The sequence below is a fragment of the Zobellia sp. B3R18 genome, from assembly GCF_018860715.1.
In the GTDB taxonomy this organism is placed as follows: Bacteria; Bacteroidota; Bacteroidia; order Flavobacteriales; family Flavobacteriaceae; genus Zobellia; species Zobellia russellii.
Window position 1 is genome coordinate 510,946 of the sequence record NZ_JAHKQG010000011.1, and the last position, 26,578, is coordinate 537,523.

General features: G+C 40.6%; 16 protein-coding genes. All 16 read left to right on the forward strand.

What is annotated here, in order from left to right; genetic code table 11:
• Positions 1 to 24 precede the first annotated feature (24 nt).
• The 16 genes from KO513_RS08670 (at position 25) to KO513_RS08745 (ending at position 26,291) form a co-directional block, all read left to right on the forward strand.
• On the forward strand, positions 25 to 486 hold the full coding sequence (locus tag KO513_RS08670; RefSeq protein ID WP_215438625.1) for a DUF5018-related domain-containing protein: 462 nt from the start codon (positions 25 to 27) through the stop codon (positions 484 to 486).
• A 73-nt stretch (positions 487 to 559) separates the two neighbouring features.
• A complete protein-coding gene (locus tag KO513_RS08675; protein WP_252735719.1) occupies positions 560 to 2,116 on the forward strand; it encodes a sulfatase family protein in 1,557 nt (518 codons plus the stop codon).
• Between the two features lie 12 nt (positions 2,117 to 2,128).
• A complete protein-coding gene (locus KO513_RS08680; protein ID WP_215913062.1) occupies positions 2,129 to 3,637 on the forward strand; it encodes a sulfatase in 1,509 nt (502 codons plus the stop codon).
• A gap of 81 nt (positions 3,638 to 3,718) precedes the next feature.
• Positions 3,719 to 5,161, forward strand: a complete 1,443-nt coding sequence (locus KO513_RS08685; protein ID WP_215913063.1) for an alpha-galactosidase — start codon at positions 3,719 to 3,721, stop codon at positions 5,159 to 5,161.
• Positions 5,162 to 5,248: 87 nt separating this feature from the next.
• Entirely contained in the window at positions 5,249 to 6,850 is a 1,602-nt protein-coding gene (locus KO513_RS08690) for a sulfatase family protein (protein WP_215913064.1), read from the forward strand.
• Between the two features lie 14 nt (positions 6,851 to 6,864).
• Positions 6,865 to 8,367, forward strand: coding sequence for an alpha-L-fucosidase (locus KO513_RS08695; RefSeq protein WP_252735721.1), 1,503 nt, complete (start codon positions 6,865 to 6,867; stop codon positions 8,365 to 8,367).
• A gap of 34 nt (positions 8,368 to 8,401) precedes the next feature.
• Positions 8,402 to 10,114 (forward strand): GMC oxidoreductase, encoded by a 1,713-nt coding sequence (locus KO513_RS08700; RefSeq protein ID WP_215913065.1) that lies wholly within the window; start codon positions 8,402 to 8,404, stop codon positions 10,112 to 10,114.
• A 2-nt stretch (positions 10,115 to 10,116) separates the two neighbouring features.
• Entirely contained in the window at positions 10,117 to 10,680 is a 564-nt protein-coding gene (locus KO513_RS08705; protein ID WP_215913066.1) for a gluconate 2-dehydrogenase subunit 3 family protein, read from the forward strand.
• Positions 10,681 to 10,728: 48 nt separating this feature from the next.
• Complete coding sequence (locus tag KO513_RS08710) at positions 10,729 to 11,646, forward strand: hydroxypyruvate isomerase family protein (RefSeq protein WP_215913067.1); 918 nt, start codon at positions 10,729 to 10,731, stop codon at positions 11,644 to 11,646.
• A gap of 30 nt (positions 11,647 to 11,676) precedes the next feature.
• Positions 11,677 to 12,609, forward strand: coding sequence for a sugar phosphate isomerase/epimerase family protein (locus KO513_RS08715; protein WP_215913068.1), 933 nt, complete (start codon positions 11,677 to 11,679; stop codon positions 12,607 to 12,609).
• Between the two features lie 27 nt (positions 12,610 to 12,636).
• Entirely contained in the window at positions 12,637 to 14,718 is a 2,082-nt protein-coding gene (locus tag KO513_RS08720) for a family 16 glycoside hydrolase (protein ID WP_215913069.1), read from the forward strand.
• Positions 14,715 to 16,244: a sulfatase family protein gene (locus tag KO513_RS08725; RefSeq protein WP_215913070.1), complete on the forward strand. Its 1,530-nt coding sequence runs from the start codon at positions 14,715 to 14,717 to the stop codon at positions 16,242 to 16,244. Before KO513_RS08720 ends, KO513_RS08725 begins: the two co-directional genes overlap by 4 nt.
• Before the next feature lie 264 nt (positions 16,245 to 16,508).
• Positions 16,509 to 19,628, forward strand: coding sequence for a SusC/RagA family TonB-linked outer membrane protein (locus tag KO513_RS08730; RefSeq protein ID WP_215913071.1), 3,120 nt, complete (start codon positions 16,509 to 16,511; stop codon positions 19,626 to 19,628).
• Positions 19,629 to 19,649: 21 nt separating this feature from the next.
• Positions 19,650 to 21,188: a RagB/SusD family nutrient uptake outer membrane protein gene (locus KO513_RS08735; protein ID WP_215913072.1), complete on the forward strand. Its 1,539-nt coding sequence runs from the start codon at positions 19,650 to 19,652 to the stop codon at positions 21,186 to 21,188.
• Between the two features lie 156 nt (positions 21,189 to 21,344).
• Complete coding sequence (locus tag KO513_RS08740; protein WP_215913073.1) at positions 21,345 to 22,871, forward strand: sulfatase family protein; 1,527 nt, start codon at positions 21,345 to 21,347, stop codon at positions 22,869 to 22,871.
• Between the two features lie 24 nt (positions 22,872 to 22,895).
• On the forward strand, positions 22,896 to 26,291 hold the full coding sequence (locus tag KO513_RS08745; protein WP_215913074.1) for a VCBS repeat-containing protein: 3,396 nt from the start codon (positions 22,896 to 22,898) through the stop codon (positions 26,289 to 26,291).
• Positions 26,292 to 26,578: the final 287 nt, after the last annotated feature.

Consider the following 26,578-nt stretch of genomic DNA (forward strand, 5'->3'; position numbering starts at 1 on the left):
AACGCACAACAAAATTCGTATAAAATGAAAAATATAACATACTTACTATTCTTGCTCGTAGGCATTACAATGACCTCTTGCCTGAAATCAGATTTAGAAGAGCTGCCCACATTCAACGAGGCCGAAATTACCAATTTCAGATTCGAATATAGATGGATTGATGACACACAAGACTTTAACCGCCTACAAGTGGTTCAATTGAATGTAGAAACGACCATAGACACGGTTAATCAAAAGGTAGCCTGCGCCATAACTGTGCCGCCTGCCAATGGCGATTTTCCGGAGGAAGTACGGTCACAGGTAAGCCTTTCGGAAATAGTGGGCTACGCAGATATTTCTACGGCAGCTACGTTGGCCCCGGCAAACGGAGCCCCTGCCCTTGGTGAGATTGGCGATTTTAGCACCAACCCTATCAGTTACGAAGTTACAGCGGCAGATGGCACCAAACTTACTTGGGGTTTAACCATTACGGAATTCAATAAATAGGGCAGGGTATGTATCCCTACTCCTAGTTTACGTTGCACAAACAATTTGTAACTTTCTTGTAAAAATCAAGTTTATGATAACATATGCTTTTCCAACTTTTCAGTCCCTTTTAAAATTCAGTATGGTAGGCGTGTTAGCCTTTTTGAACATTCCTACCAGTGAAAATACAGTAACAAAAACAGAGCGCCCTAATATTCTGTTCTGTATTGCGGATGACGCTTCAATGAAGAGTTTTGGTGCTTATGGAGATACCTTCATCAATACGCCGGAAATAGACCAACTGGCCAAGGATGGATTGGTATTTCAAAATGCATATAACGGCAACCCTAAATGCTCACCGGCACGGGCCTGTATTTTAACGGGCAAGTACAGCTGGCAGCTAAAGGAAGCCGCGGACCATAACGGACGTTTTCCTCTGGAATTCAAAACCTATCCGCAGTTATTGGCTAAAAAGGGCTATCGTGTAGGGTATACGGGCAAAGGTTGGGGTCCTGGTGTGTATGACACTAAGGACAACCCCGCAGGGCCGGAATATAACACCATAAAACTAGAACCACCGTATAAAGGAATTACGGATGTTGACTATGCCGCTAATTTTGAGGCTTTTCTCAATGAAAACCCTACGGATACCCCGTTTTGTTTTTGGTTGGGAACCAAAGAACCCCATCGTTTTTACGAATTGGATTCTTGGAAGAAAGCGGGCCGAAGGTTAGAAGAAGCCAATGTACCGCCCTTCTATCCAGATAATGAAGTGGTTCGCGGCGATTTATTGGATTATGCAAACGAAGTAGAGTGGTTTGACACCCATGTGGGTAAAGCAATTAAAGCTCTTGAGAAAAAAGGGCTGCTAAAAAACACATTGGTCCTCATAACGTCTGACCATGGTATGCCGTTCCCAAGGGTAAAAGGCCAGATTTATGAAGAAGGCTTCCATATTCCATTGATTGCTTATTGGAAAGGAAAAATTGTTTCCGGCCGTACGGTAAGCGATTTCGTTAGCTTTTCTGATTTGGCCCCTACTTTTATGGAGGTAGTGGGTGAAACGCCTCCCGAACAAATGACGGGAAGCAGTCTTACAAAACAACTTTTTTCTACGGAATCCGGTAGGATAGATAAAAATCGGGACCATGTGCTTTTAGGCAAAGAACGTCATGATATAGGACGCGCCAATGAAGACGGAACCGACCTAGCCTATCCGGTAAGGGCCATCAGGAACGACTCGCTTTTATATGTTCACAATATAAAACCCGAGAGATGGCCCGTGGGCAACCCAGAATATGGCTTTATGAATACGGATGGTTCTCCTACCAAAAATTACCTAACCTCCCTTAAACCGGAAGATGAGGAGTACCCTTTCTTTGAGATGAATTTTGATAAGAGACCGGAACACGAACTTTATAATATTGAGAAAGACCCGCACTGCATCCATAATCTGGCCAATAAACCGGAAAATGCAACGGTCATCAAAAAGCTTCGTACCCAAATGGAGACGGAACTTATTGCTCAGGGCGACCCTAGAACACTGGGCAAAGGGGACATATTTGATAATTATATCTATTACGGTAAGCGATTGGATTACAAAACCGGAAAACGTATCGCCCCACTCAAGTACATAAAAAAACCCGAATAAAAATTTAGCCCTATGCATCTAAAACCAAGGTCTTTTTATTTTGTATTGTTATTCCTTGCCTCGTTCGGGTACAACTGGGCCCAAGAAAAACAACCCAATATTATTTTTGTCCTTGTGGATGACCTTGGTTATGCCGATGTTGGTTTTAATGGCTCTACTTATTTTGAAACTCCGGCATTAGATGCTTTGGCCAAAGAAAGCCTGGTTTTTGACAATGCCTATATGTATCCTACTTGTTCGCCCTCAAGGTCCGCACTTTTTACAGGAAAACAATCCTTCCGAACGGGAGTGTACACGGTTCCTGTATTGGAGAAAGGAGATGCTCAAGAAAATATATTCTCTAGATGGACGGTTGAAAAGGAACATCCCATTTACGCCAAACCCCTTGCCGAAATCGGATACAAGTCTATTCATTTGGGAAAATGGCATATTGTAGGTCCTTATCCAGAAAAAGAACTGGCCATGAAATGGCCTATTCAACAACGATTGGACCAACCCCAAGCGGGAGATTTTACCTGGGTAGAAAGCCATAAGACCCCAACCGTAAAACAATACTATCCTGAAGGAAGGGGATTTATTAAAAATGTGGGCGGCACCTTTAGAGGTGACCCCGCCCTAGAAGAAGGTGGGTACAAAAGTGAACGCGGAGGGTATCGCGCTCCGTTCAGCAACCCGTTTATAACTCCAAAATCCAATGACGAATGGCTTACGGATAGATTGGCTGACGACGCCATTGAGTTTATGGACCATCATAAAACCGACCCATTTTTGGTCAACCTTCATTTTTACGCGGTTCATCGTCCTATAAAAAACAGGAACGATGCACTTTTTAACAAATACATGAGCAAGCCTGGCGACCCCGTAACTGGGCAGGGAATAGGCAAGAATAAAGAACGGATGGCCAGCTACGCCACCATGGTAGAATCTATGGATGAGAACATTGGTAAAATCATGGCGTATCTTAAAAAAAACAAGCTAGAAGAGAACACCATTTTAATTATTACCTCAGATAATGGCTATCACCCTATTGCCTCGGAGAATCTAAAGTTGAGAGGTGCCAAAGGAGAAATTTATGAAGGCGGAATAAAAGTGCCAGCACTAATTCACTGGCCTGGCAAGGTAAGAGCCCGAAGAACTGAAATCCCTATTTCAGTTATGGATTATTTCCCCACCCTAATGGATGTGGCCAACATTGCTTACAAAGGTCAATTAGATGGAAAATCCCTTACTCCCCTATTTAAAAAAGACAACTCTGGTTTTAAGCAACGCCCCTTGTTCTGGCACTTGGCTAGCCAATACAAACACGGCACGTGTTCCGTAATCCGAAAAGGAGATTACAAGCTGATCCAATTCTTGGCAGATGGAAAACTAGAACTTTACAATCTAAAGACAGACCCTAAAGAAACCAAGAACTTGGCCCAAGACCATACCAAAACAACACAAAAATTACTTGATGAGCTGGAAGCATGGCGGGCTTCAAACAAAGTGCCGTTACCGCCAAATTCCATTCTCACCAAGTAAGTCAAAAAAAGTACCATTTTACCCAAAGGTGGCCTACCGGTAAATTTCACCAAAACACTCTCGCTCCAAGAATAGTACAACATGAACAACCGAAGAAATTTTATAAAAAGAGCTGGCATGGGTGTTGCCCTAGCCGGAGTTACCGGCCCAATGGCGGTAAAAGCTGCCTCTACACATTATGAGGTAGCAAGCAAAAAAGACCCAACCCGAGGAGAACAAGTAAAAATAAAGGTTACCAAACCCTTATTCTGCCCGTACAACAGTGATGGCACCCCTGCTCAAAAAGGTGGTGATGCCTACTATTTCTTAAGCGATGCATTTACCCATAATCCGTTTACGGTTCCAGCTAGTGGAATGAGCGGTTCCCCTATTATCCGCGATGCCGCCGGTAAATTCGTTGGTTTTATGACCACTTTTGGTTTTGAAAATTCTACTTTCGGTTTTGATGGAAAAGAAACCCTTACCATAAACGTTCCTGAGGGACAGGAACTTTTTGTTGATGAAAGCGGTAATGGCGATGATGCTTGGAAAGCCTACAATACCCAAATGATGCAGCGTCTGAACATTCAGCCCTACAAGGTATTCCCTCACTTTTGGGCAGATGTGGAATATTGTACTTGGGTAGAGCAGAAAATACAATCCAATGTTCCCAAAGGGCACTTTAATCTACTGAATCACGACTTTGTAGCGAAGTATTTAGATAAAATTATCGAATACGGATATCCTAAGGGAAAAATGACCTTGGACCATGGCTGGGGCCAATTTCCGGACGGCAGTTTAAACTCTGGTTACGGCTCGTGGCATCCGGACCCCAAAAAGTTTCCAGATTTCAGAAAAACCATGGACCTTATCAACGAAAAAGGGTTTACGCCCGGCCTATGGATAGCATTTCCTAAAATACATGGCTCCAGTATTGCTGCCCAGAACAATCCTAATCTTTTGGGCGCTTACAGAGCGCAAGGCAAAACGGAGTACGACAAGGGTGTGCGATGGCTGAACCCCAAGGCAGATATTTTTGAGTACGCTTCGGAGACAATCCACCGCTTTTATAAAATGGGGGTGCGCAAATTTAAAATCGATATGTCTTACAACACTAAATCTGATATGTTACACATCCATAAGGAATTGTACAAAGCAGCAAAAGGCATTGACCCTACCATTGAAATGGAATTTCACGTTCCGGATATTTTCTTTACCAAATTTACCGATGTTACCCGTACCAATGATGTATGGCTAAACGATAAATATGACTGGCCCGCCCGTGTAAAGACCCATTATGAAATTTCCTTTAAATCCTCACCAGGCCGGGGCATTAACCTAGACCATATTGGGGGGAATGCCGAAAAAGATATTACCGAGGAGAAATACCTAAGACATTTGGAAATGTTCAAATCCAAAATTGGATACCCATTGGTTTCGGTACTTCCACACCATATCAGCCAGAAGTGCGTTGAAGCTACCGGTGATTATTTATGGGATTATGAAAAAGGACCTAGACACATTATTTCCGATTTTTATTCCTAAAGACAAAATTTACCTTAATGTACCGAGAGAGACAATAGATAAACTAGTACATACACAAGTTTACCTTATTTCTATTTCATTTGGACTATGGAAATCATTGCCCTTATGACGCTTTTGATAAAGAAACACGTATCTCTAGTTTTATTTTGCTGTGTTCTTATGCTCGTCTCGTGCGGAGAGACTCCCAAAACATCTCAAAAGGAAACCAATGATAACCGCCCTAATATTCTTTGGATTACTATTGAAGACTGGAGCCCGGACCTATCCTGTTATGGCACAAAGGGTATACATACACCAAACGTAGATAAATTGGCCTCGGAGGGTATTCGTTACAATAACGCCTTTACCACCTCTCCCGTCTGTTCTACCTCACGCTCGGCAATGATGACCGGTTTTCATCAAAATTACATTGGAGCCAACCAACATCGTGAACATAACAAACAACCCCTACCCCATGGTATAAAGCCCATTCCTAAACTCTTGGAAGAAGCCGGATATTTCACCACTCTAATGAGTTGGAAAACCGATATGAACTTTTTACCGGACACTAAGGAAGAGCTCTTTATGAATACCAATGATTGGGCAGACCGCAAACCGGGACAACCCTTCTTTGCCAGAATCACTTTTGGAGGTACGCACCGCTCTTGGAACCGAGACCCCCAAAGACCTATTAATATAAGTGATGTTGAGCTTCCCCCTTATTATGCAGATACTCCCTTTGTTCGTCGCGATTGGGCCAATGGCCTTGAACAAATGCAATTGGTAGATCGGGAAATAGGCAGTTTATTAAAACGACTTGAAGACGAAGGGTTGGCCAATAACACTATTGTTTTCTTTATTGGTGACCATGGCCGTTGTCACATACGAGGCAAACAATTTTTGTATGATGGTGGGACCCGCATCCCCATGATTATGCGGTGGCCGGGCCAAGTAGAACCTGGGCAAGTAAATGACGACTTGGTCATGTCTTTGGATATTGATGCTACCATACTTGATGCCGCCCATGTTACACCGCCAGTTCCCCTACACGGAAAAAACCTCTTAGGCGATGAGGTAAAAAACAGAAAGTACGTTTTTGCCGCCCGTGATAAAATGGACGAAACCCATGATGCCATGCGCTCCATACGGTCAAAAGATTATAAGCTCATTCTTAATTTAATGCCCGAAAGACCATATTTACAGTATAACCCATACAAGGAAAACGCTTATCCGGTATTGGCCGAAATGAGCATTATGTACCTAACAGGAGAGCTTACTCCCGAGCAAGCCGCCTTCTTTGCCCCCTTAAAACCGCAAATTGAGCTATATGACCTACAAAAAGACACATTTGAGGTAGACAATGTAGCCGATAACCCCGAATATAGCTCTGTGAAAAAAGAGCTGTTGGCCCAACTGCAGAACTGGCGCACCCATGTTATTAAAGATAAAGGTGTAAGTGAAGAGTTTAAGGCCCTTGGCGTTTTTCCCGATAAGAATCCATTTTCAACAGTGGACGAATGGGTAGCCAAAAACCAAAAAAATTATGATTTTAACCGTATAGGCTGGCCGTCATGGTATCCTACTAAAACACTTCAAGAATGGCAAAAGGCCCGTGACAAATGGGAGCCTTATGTTATGAGAAGCGTAACCAAAGATATACCTCGTCCTGAAATTGGCATTATCACCGAAAAGAAAACGAAAAAGAATTAAAGCCAAAATTCAGAATGACAACAAAAACCAAATTTGCACAAAAAGTAGCGATCGTCCTTTTTTTATTTATGGGGATAACCGCATTGCACGCTCAAATAAAACCAAAAAAATTCCAGCCAGAATGGGAATCTATAAGAGCCGGATATGAGATTCCAGAATGGTTCAAAGATGCCAAATTTGGTATTTTTTTACATTGGGGCCCTTACGCCGTACCCGCGTACAGTAGTGAAAAATATCCAAAAGGCATATATGAGCCCAAATGGTCCAAAGGTGGTAAAAAGCCTTACACCTATCACCGTGAACATTACGGAGACCCTTCAAAATTTGGATATAAAGACTTCATACCTGAATTTAAGGCCGAAAAGTTTGATGCCAATGAATGGGCTACTCTGTTCAAAAATGCCGGTGCCCGTTACGTAGTACCTGTTGCGGAACATCATGACGGCTACGCCATGTACGCTTCTAACCACACCCGTTGGAACGTGAAGGATACAGGACCTAAAAAAGATGTTATGCGCCTATTGTCCGATGCGGTCAAAGCTAAAGGAATGAAGTTTGGAGCATCATCCCATTTTGCGTTACACAGGATTTATTATGAAAAAGACGACCCAACTTGGGACACCAACAATCCTGAATTTTACGACCTGTACGGTGAGCCGGTAGGTAATGATACGTTACCCACCAAAAAATTCCTAAACCTATGGTGGAATCGTACCACGGATATTATAGATAATTATGAGCCGGATTTGCTCTGGTTCGATTTTGGGTTGGACAAACCCGGTTTTGAGGTCATGCACAAAAAAATACTTGCCTACTACTATAACAAAGGTGAAGAATGGAACAAGGGTGTAGTTTTTCAGGACAAGAACATGAGAAACAAATCCTTTCCTGAAGACCTTATCGTGCTAGATATTGAACGTGGCCGTATGGATGGCATTTACAAATACCCTTGGCAAACAGATACTTCAATAGGAAAAATTTCTTGGGGCTATGTAACCAATGAAGAATACAAAACTTCCAACTACCTATTGGACGAATTGATAGACATCGTAAGCAAAAACGGATGTTTATTATTGAATATAGGCCCTAAAGCCGATGGAACCATTCCCTCAGAAGCCAAAGAAATACTGAACGAAATGGGCCAATGGCTAAGTCTTAATGGCGAAGCAATTTATGACACACGACCTTGGACCATCTTTGGCGAAGGCCCTACAAAAGTAGAAACAGGTCATCATTCCGAAAAGAAAAATAAGGAATCCGGTCCGGAAGACTTTCGTTTTACTACCAAAGGAAAAACCCTTTATGCAACGGCATTGGGCTGGCCACAAGATGGCAAATTCACAATAAAATCACTTTCAAAAAATAATCCCAATACATCAAAACGAATTAAATCTGTAGAATTCATAAGCGGTAAGAACAACATAAAGTGGAAACAGTCCTCCAAAGGTCTTTCCATATCGGTTGACGGTCAAAAGCCTTGCGAAGCAGCCTACGTTTTTCGTATTCTATTGGAATAAAACATATCAAAACCTATTTTTCAAAACGTAACAAATGAGCAAATTTTATTTTAACGAAGAACAAAGTTCCTATGATGCCATTGTAGTAGGCACCGGTGTTAGCGGAGGCTGGGCCGCCAAGGAATTGTGCGAAAACGGACTAAAGACCTTAATGCTCGAAAGAGGCAGAATGGTGGAACACATAAAAGATTACACCACTGCCCATATGGACGACTGGGACTTTAAACACGGCATGGAGCTTTCAATTGAAGAAAAGGCAAAACGTCCCAAGCAAAGCCGGACCAACAAAGGCAAAAGCGCAGATTCGTACAAATGGTTCGTAAACGATTTGGAACACCCCTACAATGAGACCAAACCCTTTAATTGGATGCGGGGATACCATGTAGGTGGACGATCCATTACTTGGGGAAGGCATAGTTACCGCTGGAGCGAAATTGACTTTGAAGCAAATAAAATTGATGGTCATGGCGTAGATTGGCCCGTTCGTTATAAAGATATTGCTCCTTGGTACGATAAGGTAGAAAGCTACATTGGCGTATCCGGTGAAAAAATGGGACTAAGACAACTACCCGATGGCCAATTCCTTCCAATGATGGAATTAAACTGTGTAGAGCAACATTTTAGGGATAAAGTCTATGAAAACCTAGACGGAAGGGTCGTTACCTCCGGCCGTATAGCACATATTACGGGTGACAAAGAATTTGAGGGACGTACCAAATGCCAGTTCAGGAACCGTTGTTCCAGAGGGTGTCCTTTTGGGGGCTACTTTAGCAGTAACTCGTCCACGCTTCCAGCTGCGGAACGAACAGGGAACCTAACCCTAAGGCCGGATTCAATCGTTACCGAAGTCATTTATGACCCGGATACCAAAAAAGCAACAGGAGTTAAGGTCATTGACCGATTGACCAAAGAAGAACTGGTATTCAACGCCAAGGTTATTTTTTTGTGTGCTTCGGCCATAGCATCGGCTTCCATCTTGATGCAATCCAAATCAGACCGTTTTCCTAACGGAATGGGTAATGATTCCGATCAATTGGGTAGAAATATAATGGATCACCATTTAGGTGCAGGGGCTAATGGAAAATTTGATGGTTACGACGATAAATATTATAAAGGCCGAAGACCAGGAGGTGTGTACATTCCTCGATTTAAAAATATAGACGCCAAATCTCAAAGCAAAGATTACCTACGCGGATTTGGATATCAAGGAGGCGCAAGCCGTAAAAACTGGAAAGATGCCGTTGCCGAACTTTCAATGGGTTCCGAACTTAAAGAAGCAATCTTAAAACCTGGTGGATGGACTATGGGCGTAGGTGGTTTTGGGGAAATACTTCCGTACCAAGACAACCGTATGACCCTAGATTATGACAATCTAGATGGTTGGGGCCTACCTACCGTAACCTTTGATGCAGAAATACGTGACAACGAGTTAAAAATGCGTGAAGATATCGTAGTGCAAGCGGCAGAAATGCTAAAAAAGGCCGGAGCAAGAGACATCAACACCCACAACAGCTCGTATAATATTGGTCACGGCATTCACGAAATGGGAACCGCCCGTATGGGAAGAGACCCAAAGACATCGGTTTTAAACGGTCATAACCAAATACATGAAGTACCCAATGTTTACGTTACAGATGGTGCTTTTATGGCCTCATCAAGTTGTGTAAACCCGTCATTGACATATATGGCGTTTTCGGCAAGGGCCGCCAATCATGCAGCAGAAGAACTTAAAAAAGGAAATATATAACCATGGATAGAAGAAAAGCATTAATGCAAATAGGAATGTCTATGGGTTACGTAGTAGCCGCACCCACATTCATGAGCGTTTTACAAAGCTGTAACGATACTAAAACCACTACGTGGGTACCTCAGTTTCTCAATGAAGACCAAGGTACGGTACTTATAGGCGTTATAGATAGTATACTGCCCAAAACCGATACATTATCGGCCTCGGAAGTTAACGTACATATCTTTTTGGACAGTTTTGCAAACGAGGTAATGCCTCCTGCTCAGCGCGACCAATTCAAGGCTACCTTGAACCAATTGGCCGTGAACGCCCTAGAAAGTTCAAACAAAGAGAACATAAGTGACCTTACCGAAGCCGATCTTGCACCTGAGGTATTAAAAGCATTGACGGATAAAAAGGCCGAAGGCGTTCCCTTTGCCAAAAAAATCAGAGACCTGACCATTTGGGGCTACAAGTGCACGGAATATGTTGGTGAAGAAGTGCTAGCATATGATTCTATTCCCGGTAAATATATTGCCTGCGGAGATCTGGATGAACTTACTGGGGGGAAAGCTTGGTCTATTTAACGTGAAATCAATCATCATAACCATTTTATAAATAACCAAGAACCTGCCATGAAAAGACGCAACTTTATCCAAAAAACAGCATTATCAACAGGAGCAATTTCAATGGGTTCGGGCCTATCATATGCCGCTACCCTAGCTTCACCAAAAGACCCCTATAAATTCAATCTTAAGTATGCTCCGCATTTGGGAATGTTTGAAAATCATGCGGGCAAGGACCCTATTGACCAGCTAAATTTTATGGCAGATCAAGGCTTTACCGCTTTTGAGGATAATAAGATGCGTACCCGAGATGTAGCCCTGCAAGAGAAAATGGCCCAGACCATGCAAAAAAGGGGTATTGAAATGGGTGTATTTGTAGCTGTTTTTCTAAAAGAGGGCCATGTAGCTTCTGGAGACCCGGAAAAAAGAAAGGCTTTTTTAGAATACTGCAAAGAATCCGTAGAAGTAGCAAAGCGAGTGAATGCCAAATGGATGACAGTTGTACCCGGTAACGTGGCTCCTAAAATAAAAGAAGGTTACCAAAGAGCCAATGTTATTGAAACACTCAAACAAGCTTCGGCAATTTTTGAGCCACACAATCTTACAATGGTGCTTGAACCTCTAAACTTTTTTAATCATCCGGGAGCATTCCTAACAGACTCGCCACAGGCCTATGAAATCTGTAAGGCCGTAGACTCTCCCTCATGTAAAATTCTCTTTGATATATATCATCAACAAATCCAAGAAGGCAATCTCATACCCAACATGGAAGCCTGCTGGGATGAAATTGGCTACATACAGATTGGTGACAATCCGGGAAGAAAAGAACCTACCACTGGAGAAATCAATTATTGGAATGTTCTAAAATTCATTAAAGAGAAAGGCTACAATGGCATTCTGGGTATGGAACACGGTAACTCAAGACCTGATAAAGAAGGTGAGCAAGCGGTTATAAATGCGTATAAAAACGTAGATAGTTTTAAATAAATCAAGACTAAAGTTTAGAAACTAAGGAAAATGCAAAGAAGAAAATTTATCAGTAAATCAATACAAGCGGCAACTTTAGTATCGGTAGCCGGAGTTCCTTTTCATGGTTTCGCAGATACGATAAAACTAAACAAAGACCGATTTTTCAAAATCTCGTTAGCAGAATGGTCTTTTCATAATACACTGCGCGCCGGAAAAATGGATAATCTTGATTTTGCCGCGAAAGCTAGAAGTTTTGAATGCGAAGGGTTGGAATATGTTAATCAGTTTTTTATGGATAAGGCAAAAGATAAGACCTACCTCAAAGAAATGAATAACAGAGCAGATTCTGAAGGAGTCAAGAATGTGTTGATAATGATCGATAGAGAAGGGCAACTAGCGGATGTAGATTCCAAAAAACGTTTACTAGCCATAGAAAACCATCACAAATGGATTGATGCCGCCCATTTTCTTGGCTGCCATGCCATTAGAGTAAATTTAGGTGGAGGAATAGAAAAGGGAGAAGCTGCAAAAGCTGCTATTGACTCATTGCACAAACTTGCGGATTACTCCAAAGATTCCAACATTAATATTCTAGTCGAAAACCATGGCGGATTCTCTTCGGACGGTATCTGGTTGTCTAATGTGATGAAGAATGTAGAACGAGAAAACTGCGGTACGTTACCAGATTTCGGCAACTTTTGTATCGAAAAAAACAAAAATCGAGAATGTGTGACAGAGTACGACAAGTACAAAGGGTTCGCAGAGATTTTACCTTTCGCAAAAGGAGTAAGTGCCAAGTCTATTGAGTTTGATGAAATGGGCAACGAAACCACCATTGATTATTTTAAAATGATGAAAATGGTTAAGGATTCAGGGTACAAAGGCTTTATTGGTATTGAGTTTGGCACATCTACCGCCTCAGAAGAAGAGGGGGTTAAACTGACCCGAGACTTACTCATTAGAGCTGGCTCCCAAGTTTAAACAAAAACACTTAGAGAATTTAGCGTTATGAAATACACTCCCTTCAGAATAGCATGTGCGGTTATATTTTTAACGCTTATTTTCTCTATAAATGGAACTGCTCAAAAGACACCGGACAAAGCTATCATTCCTTTCATTGGAAACTGGGCTTCGGTTCTACCTGACGGTCACCCTGCATGGCTTTCGTTTTATATAAAAGAAGGTGTTCTTGATGGAGAAGCTTGGTCCGTAGGCCTAGGCAATGCTATTTCTGAATTAAAGGTCAGTTCGGATACCCTATATTTTAAAAGATTATATAAGGTAGGCGCTCCCAATTTCCCTGGCGGCCCTCCAACTGGAGAAAAAGTTCCTGTACAAACCAAGGCAACTGTTGATGGTGATGAGATATTTCTCTCTATGGATTGGCCCTTGACCGATGGAACTATTAAAAAGTTAGATTTTAAAGGCAAACGTTTGCCTTCTTTGCCTCCTAAACCAGATTTGGACAAAGTGAAATTTGGAGAGCCTATTGCTCTTTTCAACGGGAAGGATCTATCAGGTTGGCGACTAACCAATCCAAATCAAATCAGTGGATGGAGAGCCGAAAATGGCGTTTTAGTAAACACAACTCCCAAACTTAATTTTGATCCTTTTTCTAAATACGGCAACCTGCGCACAAATGGTGAGTTTAAAGACTTTAATCTACAATTAGAATTCAATGTGTCAAAAGGCGGGAATAGTGGTATTTATCTCTGTGGAAGATACGAAACACAGGTTGTAGATAGAGATAGCAGAATGCAAGGTCTACAAGGTGTGGGCGCAGTATTCGCCCGTATACCACCTAGTGAAAATGCAGGTAAAGTTGGTGGTGAATGGCAAAAATATGATATCACGCTAGTAGACCAACATGTAACCGTTATTCTAAACGGTAAAAAAGTTATAGATAACAAACCTGTCTTAGGGGCTACAAAAGGGGCCCTTAATGCAGATGACACTAAACCTGGACCAATATACTTTCAGGGCGACCACACTGCCGTTAAATACCGAAATATAAACCTCCGGTCTCGTATTAACCCCAATTACAAAAAACAAGAAGCGGATACCCTGGAATTTCTAAAGTTTGATATCAATGGAAATGGAAAGTTAGAACCAATGGAAATTCCTTTATTCGATCAGGATATTTTTGATCAAGCTGATTCGGATATTGACTGGAAACTAAACGAAAAAGAATACAAAAGCTATCTAGCGTATAAAAAACGCATACAATCCGATCGTTCTTTAATTCCTAAAAATATTCAAACTTTTAGTGATGTACCGTATGTTCTAGATGGCAACAACAGACATAATTTAGATATCTATTTACCGGATACAACAAAGTTCAAGAAGCCCTATCCTCTCGTTATATGGATTCATGGCGGAGGTTGGCAAAAAGGCACAAAAGACCTTTTCGGAAAGCAGGCGTTTCTACTAAATCATGGGTTTGCCATGGCTTCAGTAAATTATCGCCTTACCAGAGAATCAGAATTTCCAGAACAAGTTTATGATTGCAAAGCAGCCATTAGGTACCTTAGAAAAAACGCAGACCAATATAGGTTAGACGCAAATTCTTTTGGACTATGGGGTTCTTCGGCTGGGGGACATTTAGCCTCTTTAATAGGAACTACCAACAACTCAAAAGAATTAGAAGGCAATCTAGGTGTCACCAATGTTTCTAGTGAGGTGCAAGCAGTTTGCGATTGGTTTGGCCCATCAGATTTAAATTTGATGAATACCTCTTCAACAGACAAGTCAAAAGGCGAAAAACAAAACATAAGGCCTATTGTAAAATTCCTTGGAGGACCTTTTATAGAAAAACAAGAAGCTGCGAGAAAGGCGAGTGCCATAAATTACATTTCAAAAGACGATCCACCGTTCTTAATCATGCATGGCGAAAAAGACCCCTTGGTGCCTATTGAACAGAGTGAGTTACTTTACAAAGCGCTGCAAAAACAAAATGTTGATTCAGAATATATTGTAGTAAAAGATGGCAAACATGCCTTTTTCATGGATAAGGATGAACATAATAAAGTAGCGGACTTCTTCAAGAACAACTTAACAGGCCAAGGTTTATCCAAGAAACCAAAAAGATGAACAAGCACCTATTCCACTTTATTTTAGGATTGCTGTGTATAGGGTTTGCATCGGCACAAGACAGTGTACTCCCTAACGTGGTTATTATTTATGGCGATGACGTTGGGTATGGTGATGTTGGTGCCTATGGCTCTAAATTGATTCCTACTCCAAATATTGATAGACTAGCTAGTGAAGGAATTAGATTTACTGATGGCCACTGCTCTGCAGCCACTTGTACACCTTCAAGATACTCTTTACTTACCGGTATTCATGGTTTTAGAGATAATATAAATATACTTCCACCGGACGCACCATTAACTATCCCTACTGATGTTATCACCTTGCCCAAGCTCTTCAAAAATGCAGGCTATACAACAGCAATAATAGGAAAATGGCATTTAGGTATTGGAACAAAAGACCAACCTACGGATTGGAACAGCATTGTTAAACCAGGCCCATTAGAAGTTGGATTTGACAGTAGTTTTTTACTTCCTTCTACCAATGATAGAGTTCCTTGTGTCTATTTAGACGGATATAAAGTACTGGGGCTTGACCCAAAAGACCCTATCTATGTTAATAGAAACCTTATTGAAGTTCAAAATAAAAATAACACGTCATATCCGGACGGAGTGGCCCATCCAGAAGCCATGACGTACTACCGCAGTACCATGGGGCATGACAATAGTATAATCAACGGTATTGGAAGAATAGGATATATGTCTGGCGGAAAATCGGCTTTATGGAATGACGAAACCATAACCGATGAATTTGTAAACCGTGCTAAAAAATATATCTTAGAAAAGAAAAACCGACCTTTTTTCCTTTATTATGCCGCACAGGATATTCATGTGCCCAGAACACCACATCCAAGATTTAAGGGTGCTACCAAACTGGGGTATCGTGGAGATGCAATGGTGCAATTTGATTGGGCAACAGGAGAAATATTAAAAGCCATTGAAGAAGCAGGAATTTCCGACAATACCATAGTTATATTTTCAAGTGATAACGGCCCTACTTATGATGATGGTTATGATGACGGGACTACTGTTAACCGGTCAAACGGAGAAAACGATCGTGGCCATGATGCTTCCGGAATCTATCGCGGCGGGAAATTCCAAATTTATGAAGGGGGCACGAGAGTACCCTTCATTATACGTTGGCCAAATAAAATTAAACCAATGGTATCAGACGCCTTGGTCAACCAAATAGACCTACTAGCCTCTTTTGCAGAATTTTTAGAACAGGAAATTCCAACGGACGAAGCTCGCGATAGCCGAAGCACTTTAGCTGCTTTTCAGGGCACAGACTTAAAAGGATTACCTTTTATGATGGAAGAAACACGCACACGACGCGCCCTGCGTTCTGGCGAATGGAAATATATTATTGGTCCCAGGAAAAAACAAAAGGATACCAGTCCGGAACTCTACAACTTAAAAACAGATCCGGGAGAGCAAAACAATTTAGCACAACTGCGTGAAGATATAGTTCAAGAAATGGACGAACAGTTACAAAAATTAATTTCTGGCGATGGTCTTAGGAAATAGTATAATTCTAAGAACTGAATAAGTCCTAGGCACAACGGTACTTGAGAGCCCTTCTTATTAAGAGAGACATTTTATTTACCTACAAATACATGGTTTCAGCATATGCTATACAGTGACAAGATATCTTCTCTACCCCAGTAAAAAACAGACTTCACAACTATTATACTCAGATCATATGTCACCCTATTGAAACCATTTGTTATACTTCAAAACTAACTTCAAAACTATATTCGCCTAAATAACTCAAAACTCTCAAATGATCTTATGAAACACAAAAAACAATCGACCAAAAAACCTTTGTTGCTCCGGCTGGGATTATCCTTTTTAGGACTCCTTTTAGCTACCATGCAACTACACGCCCAAGATGACACTATTAGTGGTACGGTTTCAGATGACACTGGAATGCCTTTGCCCGGTGCAAACGTATTAGTAAAGGGAACCACAACAGGAACCCAAACCGATTTTGATGGGAATTATACAATTTCCGCCTCCAATGATGCTATTTTAGTGTTTAGCTACATTGGTTTTTCAACTCAAGAAGTACCAGTAAATGGTGAATCCACGTTAAATGTTACTTTGTCGGAAGATGCAAGTAAGCTAGATGAAGTTGTCGTTGTAGGTTACGGCCAACAAAAAAGAGTAAACCTTACCGGTTCGGTAACCGCTGTAGATGAAGAAGCTTTGGAAGACAGAAACGTACAAAATGCGTTTCAAGCACTTCAAGGACAAGCGGCCGGTCTACAAATTTCACAAAACAGTGGAGCTCCGGGTAATGAAGGCCTTAACATTAAAATACGTGGTCTTAACTCTTTTGGTAGTAACAACTCTCCATTAGTATTGATTGACGGTGTAGAAGGTAATCTACAAGATTTAGACCCCTCTGTAATTAGTTCCATTTCTGTGCTAAAAGATGCTTCTTCAGCAGCTATCTACGGTTCTAGGGCTGCAAACGGTGTTATCTTGGTGACTACCAAGAGTGGCGGTAACAACAACTTTAAGATTGAATACAGCGGTAGTGTGTCAACGGAGACCTTTACCAAGGTACCGCAAATGATATCCAATTCGGCAGATTATATGACTTTAATGAACCAGGCATTAATCAATACACCTGGAGCATCTGCCAATCCGTATCCTCAAGAAGTGATAGATGCTTACCGAAACAATCAAGGCAATCCAGCTTTTCCTAATACAAATTGGTTTGATGAAGCTTCCAGAACCCCAATCGTACAACGTCATGTTGTAACGGCTAGTGGTGCAATTGATGGCACCAGCTATAATATTTCTATGGGTAACTGGGATCAGCCGGGTATTATTCGCTCTTCAGGGTTTAAGAAGAATAACTTCTTTATGAGTGTAAAATCAGATATAGGAGAAAAGATTACCGTAGGAGGTACTGTATCCGGTGTAGCTTCAAAAACAAGTGGTCCTCAGCAGGCAGGCACAGAATCCGGCTTATTCAATTTATTTAGAGTTAGGCCAACTTGGGGGGTGTATACCTTAGATGGCACAGGACATTATTCAGGTAAAGCATTCTCTGGAACTGATACAGAATTTCCTGGTTTTGATGAAGGATTTACTAGAAACAACCCTATAGCAGAACTTGAGGTTCAAGATGGTGAGGTATTGAACCAATACAACTTTAATGGCAACCTATTTTTTGACGTTAAGCTTTCAGACGATTTGGTTTGGAGTACAAAAGGAGCTTATAAGTTTGATTATGACTACTATAAAAATCAACGTATTCAATATGACGAATACAATTATAGAACAGGCGAATACCTAAGAACAACTCGTGATGCTTCACAATTAACTATTGATAATACGTGGAGTAAGCAAACTACGTTATTCTCTACGCTGACGTATTCAAAATTGATTGGCGACCATGACTTTAAAGTTTTAGGAGGGTATAGTCAAGAAGGTTTTGATCGTAATTTCACTAGATCACAAAGAACTGGCATTCCAAATAGAAAAATCACTGATTTAGAAGGTGTAAATTCAGAAAATCAATTTACAACCGGTTTTTCTGAAAGTTGGGCTATTCAGAGTTTCTTTGGTAGAGCCAACTACAACTACAAAGAAAAGTACCTTCTTGAAGCAAACGTAAGAGGAGATATCAGCTCACGTTTTGCTAAAGGAAACAGATTAGGTGTTTTCCCATCGGTATCTGCTGGTTGGAGATTGGACAAAGAAGATTTCTTTCAAGATATTGAAGCAGTAAGCGAACTAAAACTTAGAGGTTCATGGGGGCAATTGGGTAACCAAAATATTGGTATTAATGTACAGGATGATGAATTAAATTCTGGTATATACCCTTACCAATCTACCCTATCTTTTGACCAATTTGGCTATCCTTTTGGAAGTAGTGTTCTTGCAGGAGTCGGCTTAAGAAGCCTAGTTGATTCTGATATTACATGGGAAACTACAACGGTAACGGATTTTGGAGTAGACTTTAATCTATTTAATAGAAAACTATATGGTTCTGCCGATTACTACGTAAAAGAAACCGTAGATATATTAAGACAACTACAAGTTGATGAAAGTAGTGGATTGGATGCTCCTGTAGTTAACCAAGGTGCCATGACCAACAAAGGTTGGGACATTGTTATTGGCCATGACAATAGCATAAACGAGGATTTACGATACAGCATAAACGGAAACGTTTCATGGTTCAAAAACCGTTTAAAAACTTTTGGAGATCCAGAGATACAGAACAGAAACATAAATGAAGAAGGTTACGCTTTTGAAGATTGGTACATGTGGGAAGCCGATGGCTACTTCCAAGATGAAGCGGAAATTGCAAGTTCGGCTACTCAACCTCAACCCGGTAAGGTAGGTTTCATTAAATTGAAAGACCAAAACAATGATGGTGTTATCGATGGAGATGACCGTATCCATATAGACGGTAGATATCCTGCTTTCGTGTACGGGTTAAATCTTTCTTTAAACTACAAAAACTTAGATTTTAGAATGTTCTGGGAAGGTGTAGAAGGTACTAAAAACTATATTGCCCGTGACCCTTTCAGACAAGATGGCGGTACGGATAAAGCTTGGTTAACCGAAGCATGGACGCCCGATAATAGAAACTCTAGATTGCCTGCGGTATATTACGAAACCGCAGAAACACGTAGAGCTACAGTATATAACAATTCTTTCTGGTTATGGGACACGTCTTATCTAAGATTAAGAAATGTTACCTTAGGGTATTCTCTACCTACTGACGTATTGGACAAGACACCGTTCAACAGATTACGATTCTATTTTGCAGCAGAAAACTACCTTACCTTCCAAAAAGACTACCCTATTGATGTAGATCCGGAAGCTAATGGTGTAGATGCCTATCCATTTAGAAAAACATTAACATTAGGTGTAAACATGACATTTTAGTCAATCAAAAATATTATATAAATGAAAAAGACAATCTTATTACTCGCTCTATCCTTTCTGGGGATCACAATAAGTTCGTGCGAGGACGACTTTTTAGACAAGCAGCCTTCTTCTCAACTGCCTTCAGAAACTTTTTGGCAGACTGAGCAAGATGCAGAACTAGCATTGACCGGTGTATATAGTAATTTACAACAGAACATGTTGGCTATACGTGCAGATGGCGGATGGCCTCCAACAATCAAACCCAACTGGGACGCCCTAACAGATGATTGTTATCAAACATTCAATTATGGTTTTAGAGAATTGATTGATGGAACGGCAAGTCCTACCTCTGGTGGTAATAACGGTGCAATCGCACAACTTTACAATGTATGTTATAAAGGAATTCAAACCTGTAATTTCTTTTTAGCAAACATTGATCAGGTTGAGAATATTGAGGCTGATAAATTAAATGGATGGAAAGGTCAAGTAAGCACTCTACGTGCATTTTTCTATTATAACTTAGTTACTACTTATGGAGAGGTTCCTCTTAGAATAGAACCAACTACTTTGGAAAATCAAGATTTACCAAAAGCTCCTGAGTCAGAAATATTCGCTCAAATTGAAAAGGACCTAATATTTGCTGCTGCCAACTTACCAGAAGCTCCTTACGGAGATGGTTATGTTGTTAAAGGTTCTGCAAGTGCTTTATTAGCCCGAACTTACTTGTACCAAGAAAAATATGCCGAAGCAGCTGTAGCGGCAAAGGCCGTAATGGACGGTGGTAGTTTTTCGCTATCTACTAATTACGAAGACCTTTTTGTAGATGCAGGACAAGTTGACAACCCTGAAATTATTTTCTCTACAAAATACTCAAGTGCTCCTGGTGAATTCCAAGATAGAGGTAGTGAAATCATGATAGGCTTTTGGGGAACTCTTAAACCAACTGAAGATTTTGTGAATTCTTTTGAAGCTACTGATGGTCTACCAATAGATGAATCTCCTCTTTATGATGAAGCTAATCCTTTGGACAACCGTGACCCTCGACTAAGTAAAATAGTACAAGTAGGGGAATGGAATCCTGAAATTGAGCAAAAAACCTTATCAGGTTTTGGTTTGTTAAAATGGACAACCCCACAAACAAGGGCTTCCCTAGTACAGAATTTTACAGAAGGCACAGACTATATTCACATTCGATATGCCGATGTTTTGTTGATGTATGCTGAAAGTAAAATAGAATCCGGCAGTATTGACACCTCTGTTCTTGACGCTATTAACGAGGTAAGAGCAAGAGCATATGGTGTGGCTGTAGGAGATACAGGTTCTTATCCCGCCATAACTACTACAGATCCGGGAGAACTTCGTGAAGCCGTTCGTAACGAACGCAGATACGAATTTGGTTTTGAAGGTTTACGTTATTTTGACCTGAAGCGTTGGGGCATAGCAGAAGAAAAACTAAACGGTTTTTACGATCCGCATGTAGATGCCAATAGAGTATTCCTTCCAAAACATTATAAATGGCCGTTGCCACAAAGTGCAATTGACAAGAATGATGCTCTTGAGCAGAATCCTGATTACTAATAGTCTTTTAAACATGAGAACAGTAAGACATCTGTTTTTATTAAAATTGTTGAGTTAGTTCTATCCTAAAGCCAGTTGACAAAAAGGTCAACTGGCTTTTTTATATCATTCCCATAAATTAATAGTATTTTCAATCTCCCTTTAACAGTTAACTCCATGAGAATTCTAAAAAGAAGACTAGTTACGCTTACCAAACTCTTTGCTTTGGCGGTAACTTTCCAAAACTATGCTCAACAACCCAATATTGTAATCATCTATGCAGATGACATGGGCTATGGAGATCTACAATGCCAGAACAAGGATTCTAAAATACCCACTCCCAATCTAAACCAACTGGCGTCGGAAGGCATTCGTTTTACTGATGCCCATAGTTCTTCGGGTATTTGCTCTCCTAGTAGATACGCGTTACTTACAGGAACCTATCACTGGCGAAGACAGCATGATATTGTAAATTCTTTTGGCCCTCCATTTTTTAATGAATCGGATGTTACACTTCCTGAACTCCTGAAGACCAATGGCTACAAAACTGCAGCCATCGGAAAATGGCATTTAGGGTGGAATTGGAAATTCAAGAACGAACCTTCAGGCGAAGTTTTTCAGTGGAACAAAAAACGTAAGTTCTACAGACCGGAAGATATTGATTGGAGCGGACCCCTCACGGGCGGGCCGTTAGATCAAGGTTTTGACTATTATTTTGGTGATGGAACCATTAACTTTCCTCCTTACGCATGGATTGAAAACGACCAATTTATTGAACTTCCAAAAGCAGTTATGGACGTTCATAATGTAGGTTTCAATGTTAATGAAGGCGAATGGGAGTTTAGGCCAGGCCCAAAAGTTGAGGGTTGGAACCCATATGAGGTACTTCCTACCCTTACCAAAAAAACAGTAGCCTACATCAACGAACAAGAAGCAGATAAACCGTTCTTCCTTTACATGGCTCTACCCTCTCCCCATGCACCAATAATCCCTAACGAAGAATTTGTTGGCAAATCTAAAGCAGGCCCATATGGCGACTATATGTTCCAAACTGATTGGGTTGCGGGTCAAGTGATGAAAGCTTTAAAAGATAAAGGGCTAGATAAAAACACTATTGTAATTTTCACTGCGGATAACGGTCCTGAAAAATATGCTTTTGAGCGCGCAGAAAAATACGAGCATTTTAGTATGGGAGATTTTAGAGGCCTAAAACGTGACGTCTGGGAAGGTGGTCATCACGTGCCTTTCATCGTTAAATGGCCAGAACAAATTAAAGCTGGAACCGTTTCAAAGGAAGTCATTTCTCAAGTAGATATCATGGCTACTCTGGCAGAAATCACAAACGCTACAATTCCTGAAAATGCGGCACCGGATAGTTATAATTTACTAGACCTTCTAAAAGGTGAAAAATACAGTACTCCATTGCGGGAAGCAACCGTACACAATACATACAACGGCATTTGGGGTTTGCGAAAAGGGAAGTGGTTATACATTAATAAACCTTCTGGCGAACATTCAAAAATGCCCGATTCTTTTAAAAAGTTGAGAGGTTACAAAGATTTTGATACACCCGCCCTTTTATTCAATATGAAAAAGGATCCTGAGCAAAAAAATAATATTGTTGAAGTACACCCTGATGTTGTACAAGAAATGTCCACGATTTTAGAGACGTATCGCGAACAAGGATATTCGGTAAAACGATAAAAAATAGCCTCGTAAATTAAACCTATGCCTGCACTTTCTTTTGGACGTTATTCTATTTTACCAATCACACGGTTGAAGTTATTGGCTTCTTTTGTGTTGCTATTGGTATCCTGTCAAGAAAAAGAAAAACCAGGAACACAAGTTGGGAAAAACACTCTTTTCCAAGAGGTTTCCAGCGAAACTACAGGCGTAAATTTTGACAATTCCGTAAAAGCTTCCAAAACCCTGAACTTATTCTCCTACATGTACTTTTACAATGGCGGTGGGGTTGCTGCGGGCGATTTAAACGGGGATGGTCTTGATGACCTATATTTCACGGGAAATCAAGTTCAGAACAGATTATACCTCAACATGGGGAATTTCAACTTTAAAGATATTACCGAGCAAACTGGTACTGGCGGCGATTCAAATTCATGGTACACCGGAGTTAGTTTTGCAGATGTAAACGGAGATGGCACATTGGACATTTATGTAAGTCAGATCGGAAAAATTTCAGGAACCAATGGGCACAACCTCCTCTTTATCAATCAAGGCAATGACGAGAAAGGTATTCCAAAATTTAAAGAAAGTGCAATTGAACTTGGCCTAACAGTAAAAGGTGCAACCACGCAAACCGCATTTTTTGATTATGATTTAGATGGAGACCTAGATGCGTATATTATGACGCACTCCAATTTTAACGACGGTGTTCTCCCCCGTGCTGAAAAGCGACTCATTTCCAGTCCGTATGGCGATAAGTTATTCCGAAACGATGGAGGTAAGTTTACCGATGTCACCAAAGAATCAGGTATCTATAGCAGTCCATTAGGGTTTGGATTGGGCATTAGCACGGCAGACATTAATAAAGATGGCTATCCTGATATTTATGTTGGAAACGATTTCTATGAAGATGATTACCTATACATTAATAACGGAGATGGTACGTTTACAGAAGATTTAGAATCCCATATAAAACACACCAGTCGGTTTTCTATGGGCAATGATATTGCCGATTTGAACAATGATGCCTTACCGGATATCCTGTCTCTTGATATGCAGGCGTACGAGCCCGAAATTTTAAAAGCATCGCATGGCGAGGATTCATATGCCATTTTCAATTACAAACTGTCTTTTGGGTACCAACACCAGTATGCACACAACACCTTTCAACTGAATAGAGACGGTGAGCACTTTAGCGAAATAGCAAGACTATCCGGCATTGAAGCCACAGATTGGAGCTGGTCTGTTTTAGCTAATGACTTTGATATGGACGGGCAAAAAGATATTTTCATTACCAACGGTATTTTTAGACGAAGTAATGATATGGACTATATGCAGTTCCTTTCAGGAAATGAGGTTCAAAAACAATTGCGTTCCGGTAATTATGACTATAGCAACGCCCTTACCGATAAAATGCCAAGTTATCCTTTGCAGAATTTCTTCTTTAAAAATAATAACAACCTTACTTTCACCAATACTTCCTCTGAATGGGGCGGCACAAAAAAAGGCTTTTCAAACGGTGCTACTTACTCAGACCTTGATAATGACGGCGACCTAGATTTGGTAATTAACAACCTTAACGCAAAAGCATCCATCTTAAAAAACACCACCATAGAGAATGACAGTTCAACCAAGGATTATTTAAAAATAAAGTTGAAGGGTCTAGCCGGAAACGATTACGGAATTGGCGCTAAGGTTATATTAAAGAATAAAGGTCAAAAACAATATCAGGAATTATTGAATGTTCGCGGATATCTATCATCTACCCCTCCTTATTTAAATTTTGCAGTTGGCAAAAACACTGTTGTAGATACCGTCTTTGTACAATGGCCAAACAAGGAGCAAACCGTTTTAACAAATGTGAATTCAGGTCAAGTGCTGAGCATTGCCCAAGAAAATGCTTCTACCATATCATCAGAGACCAAAAAAACACCTAAATCCCTTTTTACCCTTTTAAACAATAGCGAATTAGATATTGATTATCGGCACCAAGAAAATCGATTTTACGAATTTAACAGGGAACATTTAATTCCGCATATGAATTCCACTTGGGGCCCTCCTATTGCCGTGGGAGACATCGACAACGATGGTTTAGATGATTTTTTCGTTGGTGGGGCACTAAACCAACCTTCTAAAATCTACTTGCAGCGATTTAATGGTAAATTTATCTCATCATCATCAAAAGCACTACAAACGGATGCAGCTTCTGAAGATACTGCAGCCGATTTTGTAGATGTTAATGGAGACGGTCATTTGGACTTAATTGTGGGTAGCGGCAGTAACCAAGAAATAAAACCAGACCCTAAAAGTCTTACCCGACTTTATATAAACAATGGTAAAGGCAACTTTACAAGACAAGATAATTTTCCTGAAATCTATACAACGGTTTCAGACTTGGCACTAGCCGATTTTGATAAAGATGGAGACAATGATGTTTTTATATCCTCTCGCTCTGTCCCCGGTAAATACGGTTCTTCTCCAGATTCATATCTTCTTAAAAACGATGGAAAAGGCAGTTTTTCCATGGATACATCATCCCAAAAACTTTTTGAAAAATGCGGAATGGTCAATTCTGCAAAATGGGTGGATTTAAATGGCGATGATTGGCAAGACCTTGTTTTGGTGGGTGAATGGATGCCTATTAAAGTGTACTACAATTCAAACGGAAGTCTTAATAAAGCTAACCCAGAGGCCAACTCCCTACAGTTTTCAAACGGTTGGTGGAACTCCCTAGCATACGGAGATTTTGATAATGATGGCGACATTGATTTGGTAGCGGGCAATCTTGGACTAAACTCAAAATTAAGGGCAACGGAAAAAGAACCGGTACAAATGTACTATTCGGATTTTGACAAGAACGGTTGGCCCGAAGGAGTTACTACACATTTCATTGAAGGAAAGGAACATGTTTTCTCCTCAAAAAGCCTTCTTGAAAAACAAATGGTATATCTCCGCAAAAAATTCCCCACATATAGTGCTTTTGCCCAAGCGGACTTCAAGGCTATTTTTACACCAGAAGAGTTAAAAAATGCAGAAATTTTAAAGACTCACGAATTCAGGAGTTGTTTCATTGAAAATCTTGGAAACAAAAAATTCAAACTTAGACCGTTACCTACCCCAGCTCAATTCTCTACGGCAAATGCTATTCATACGCTAGATTTTGACCAAGACGGGAGATTGGACCTATTGCTGGGAGAAAACTTCCATGATGCCAACACAGAGCTAGGACGGTACGACGCCGGCTATGGAACGCTGTTAAAAAATATGGGAAACAGTAATTTTAAAGAAACACCCATTTCTACATCAGGATTGTTACTAGATAAGCAAACCAGACACATCAAAAGCTTGGTCAGCAAAAGGTATGGAAAACTACTGATTGTATCCAACAACAATGATAGCCTTCAGTTCTATAAGGCTTCTACAGAAGAAAGATCTCATTAAGCTTATTTTTGAAACAACTAAAACAAGAGTTTTATAACTTGTTTTGTTTTAATACACCGCTCACACCTCCTACGTCTTAAAATCATAGGAATTGAAAACAATCATAACTCTCCTTGTGGCTTTCTAAAACGATATATCCCCTATAATAGACTTTACCCTCCCCTTTAGAATAGTATTCCTTAAGTAGATTTACTGAGAGACACAAAAAATAAACTCAGAGATACAACTACCCTATTCATTACCATACATTTGACATTTTCACATAAATTTAACTTTTTATTATACAA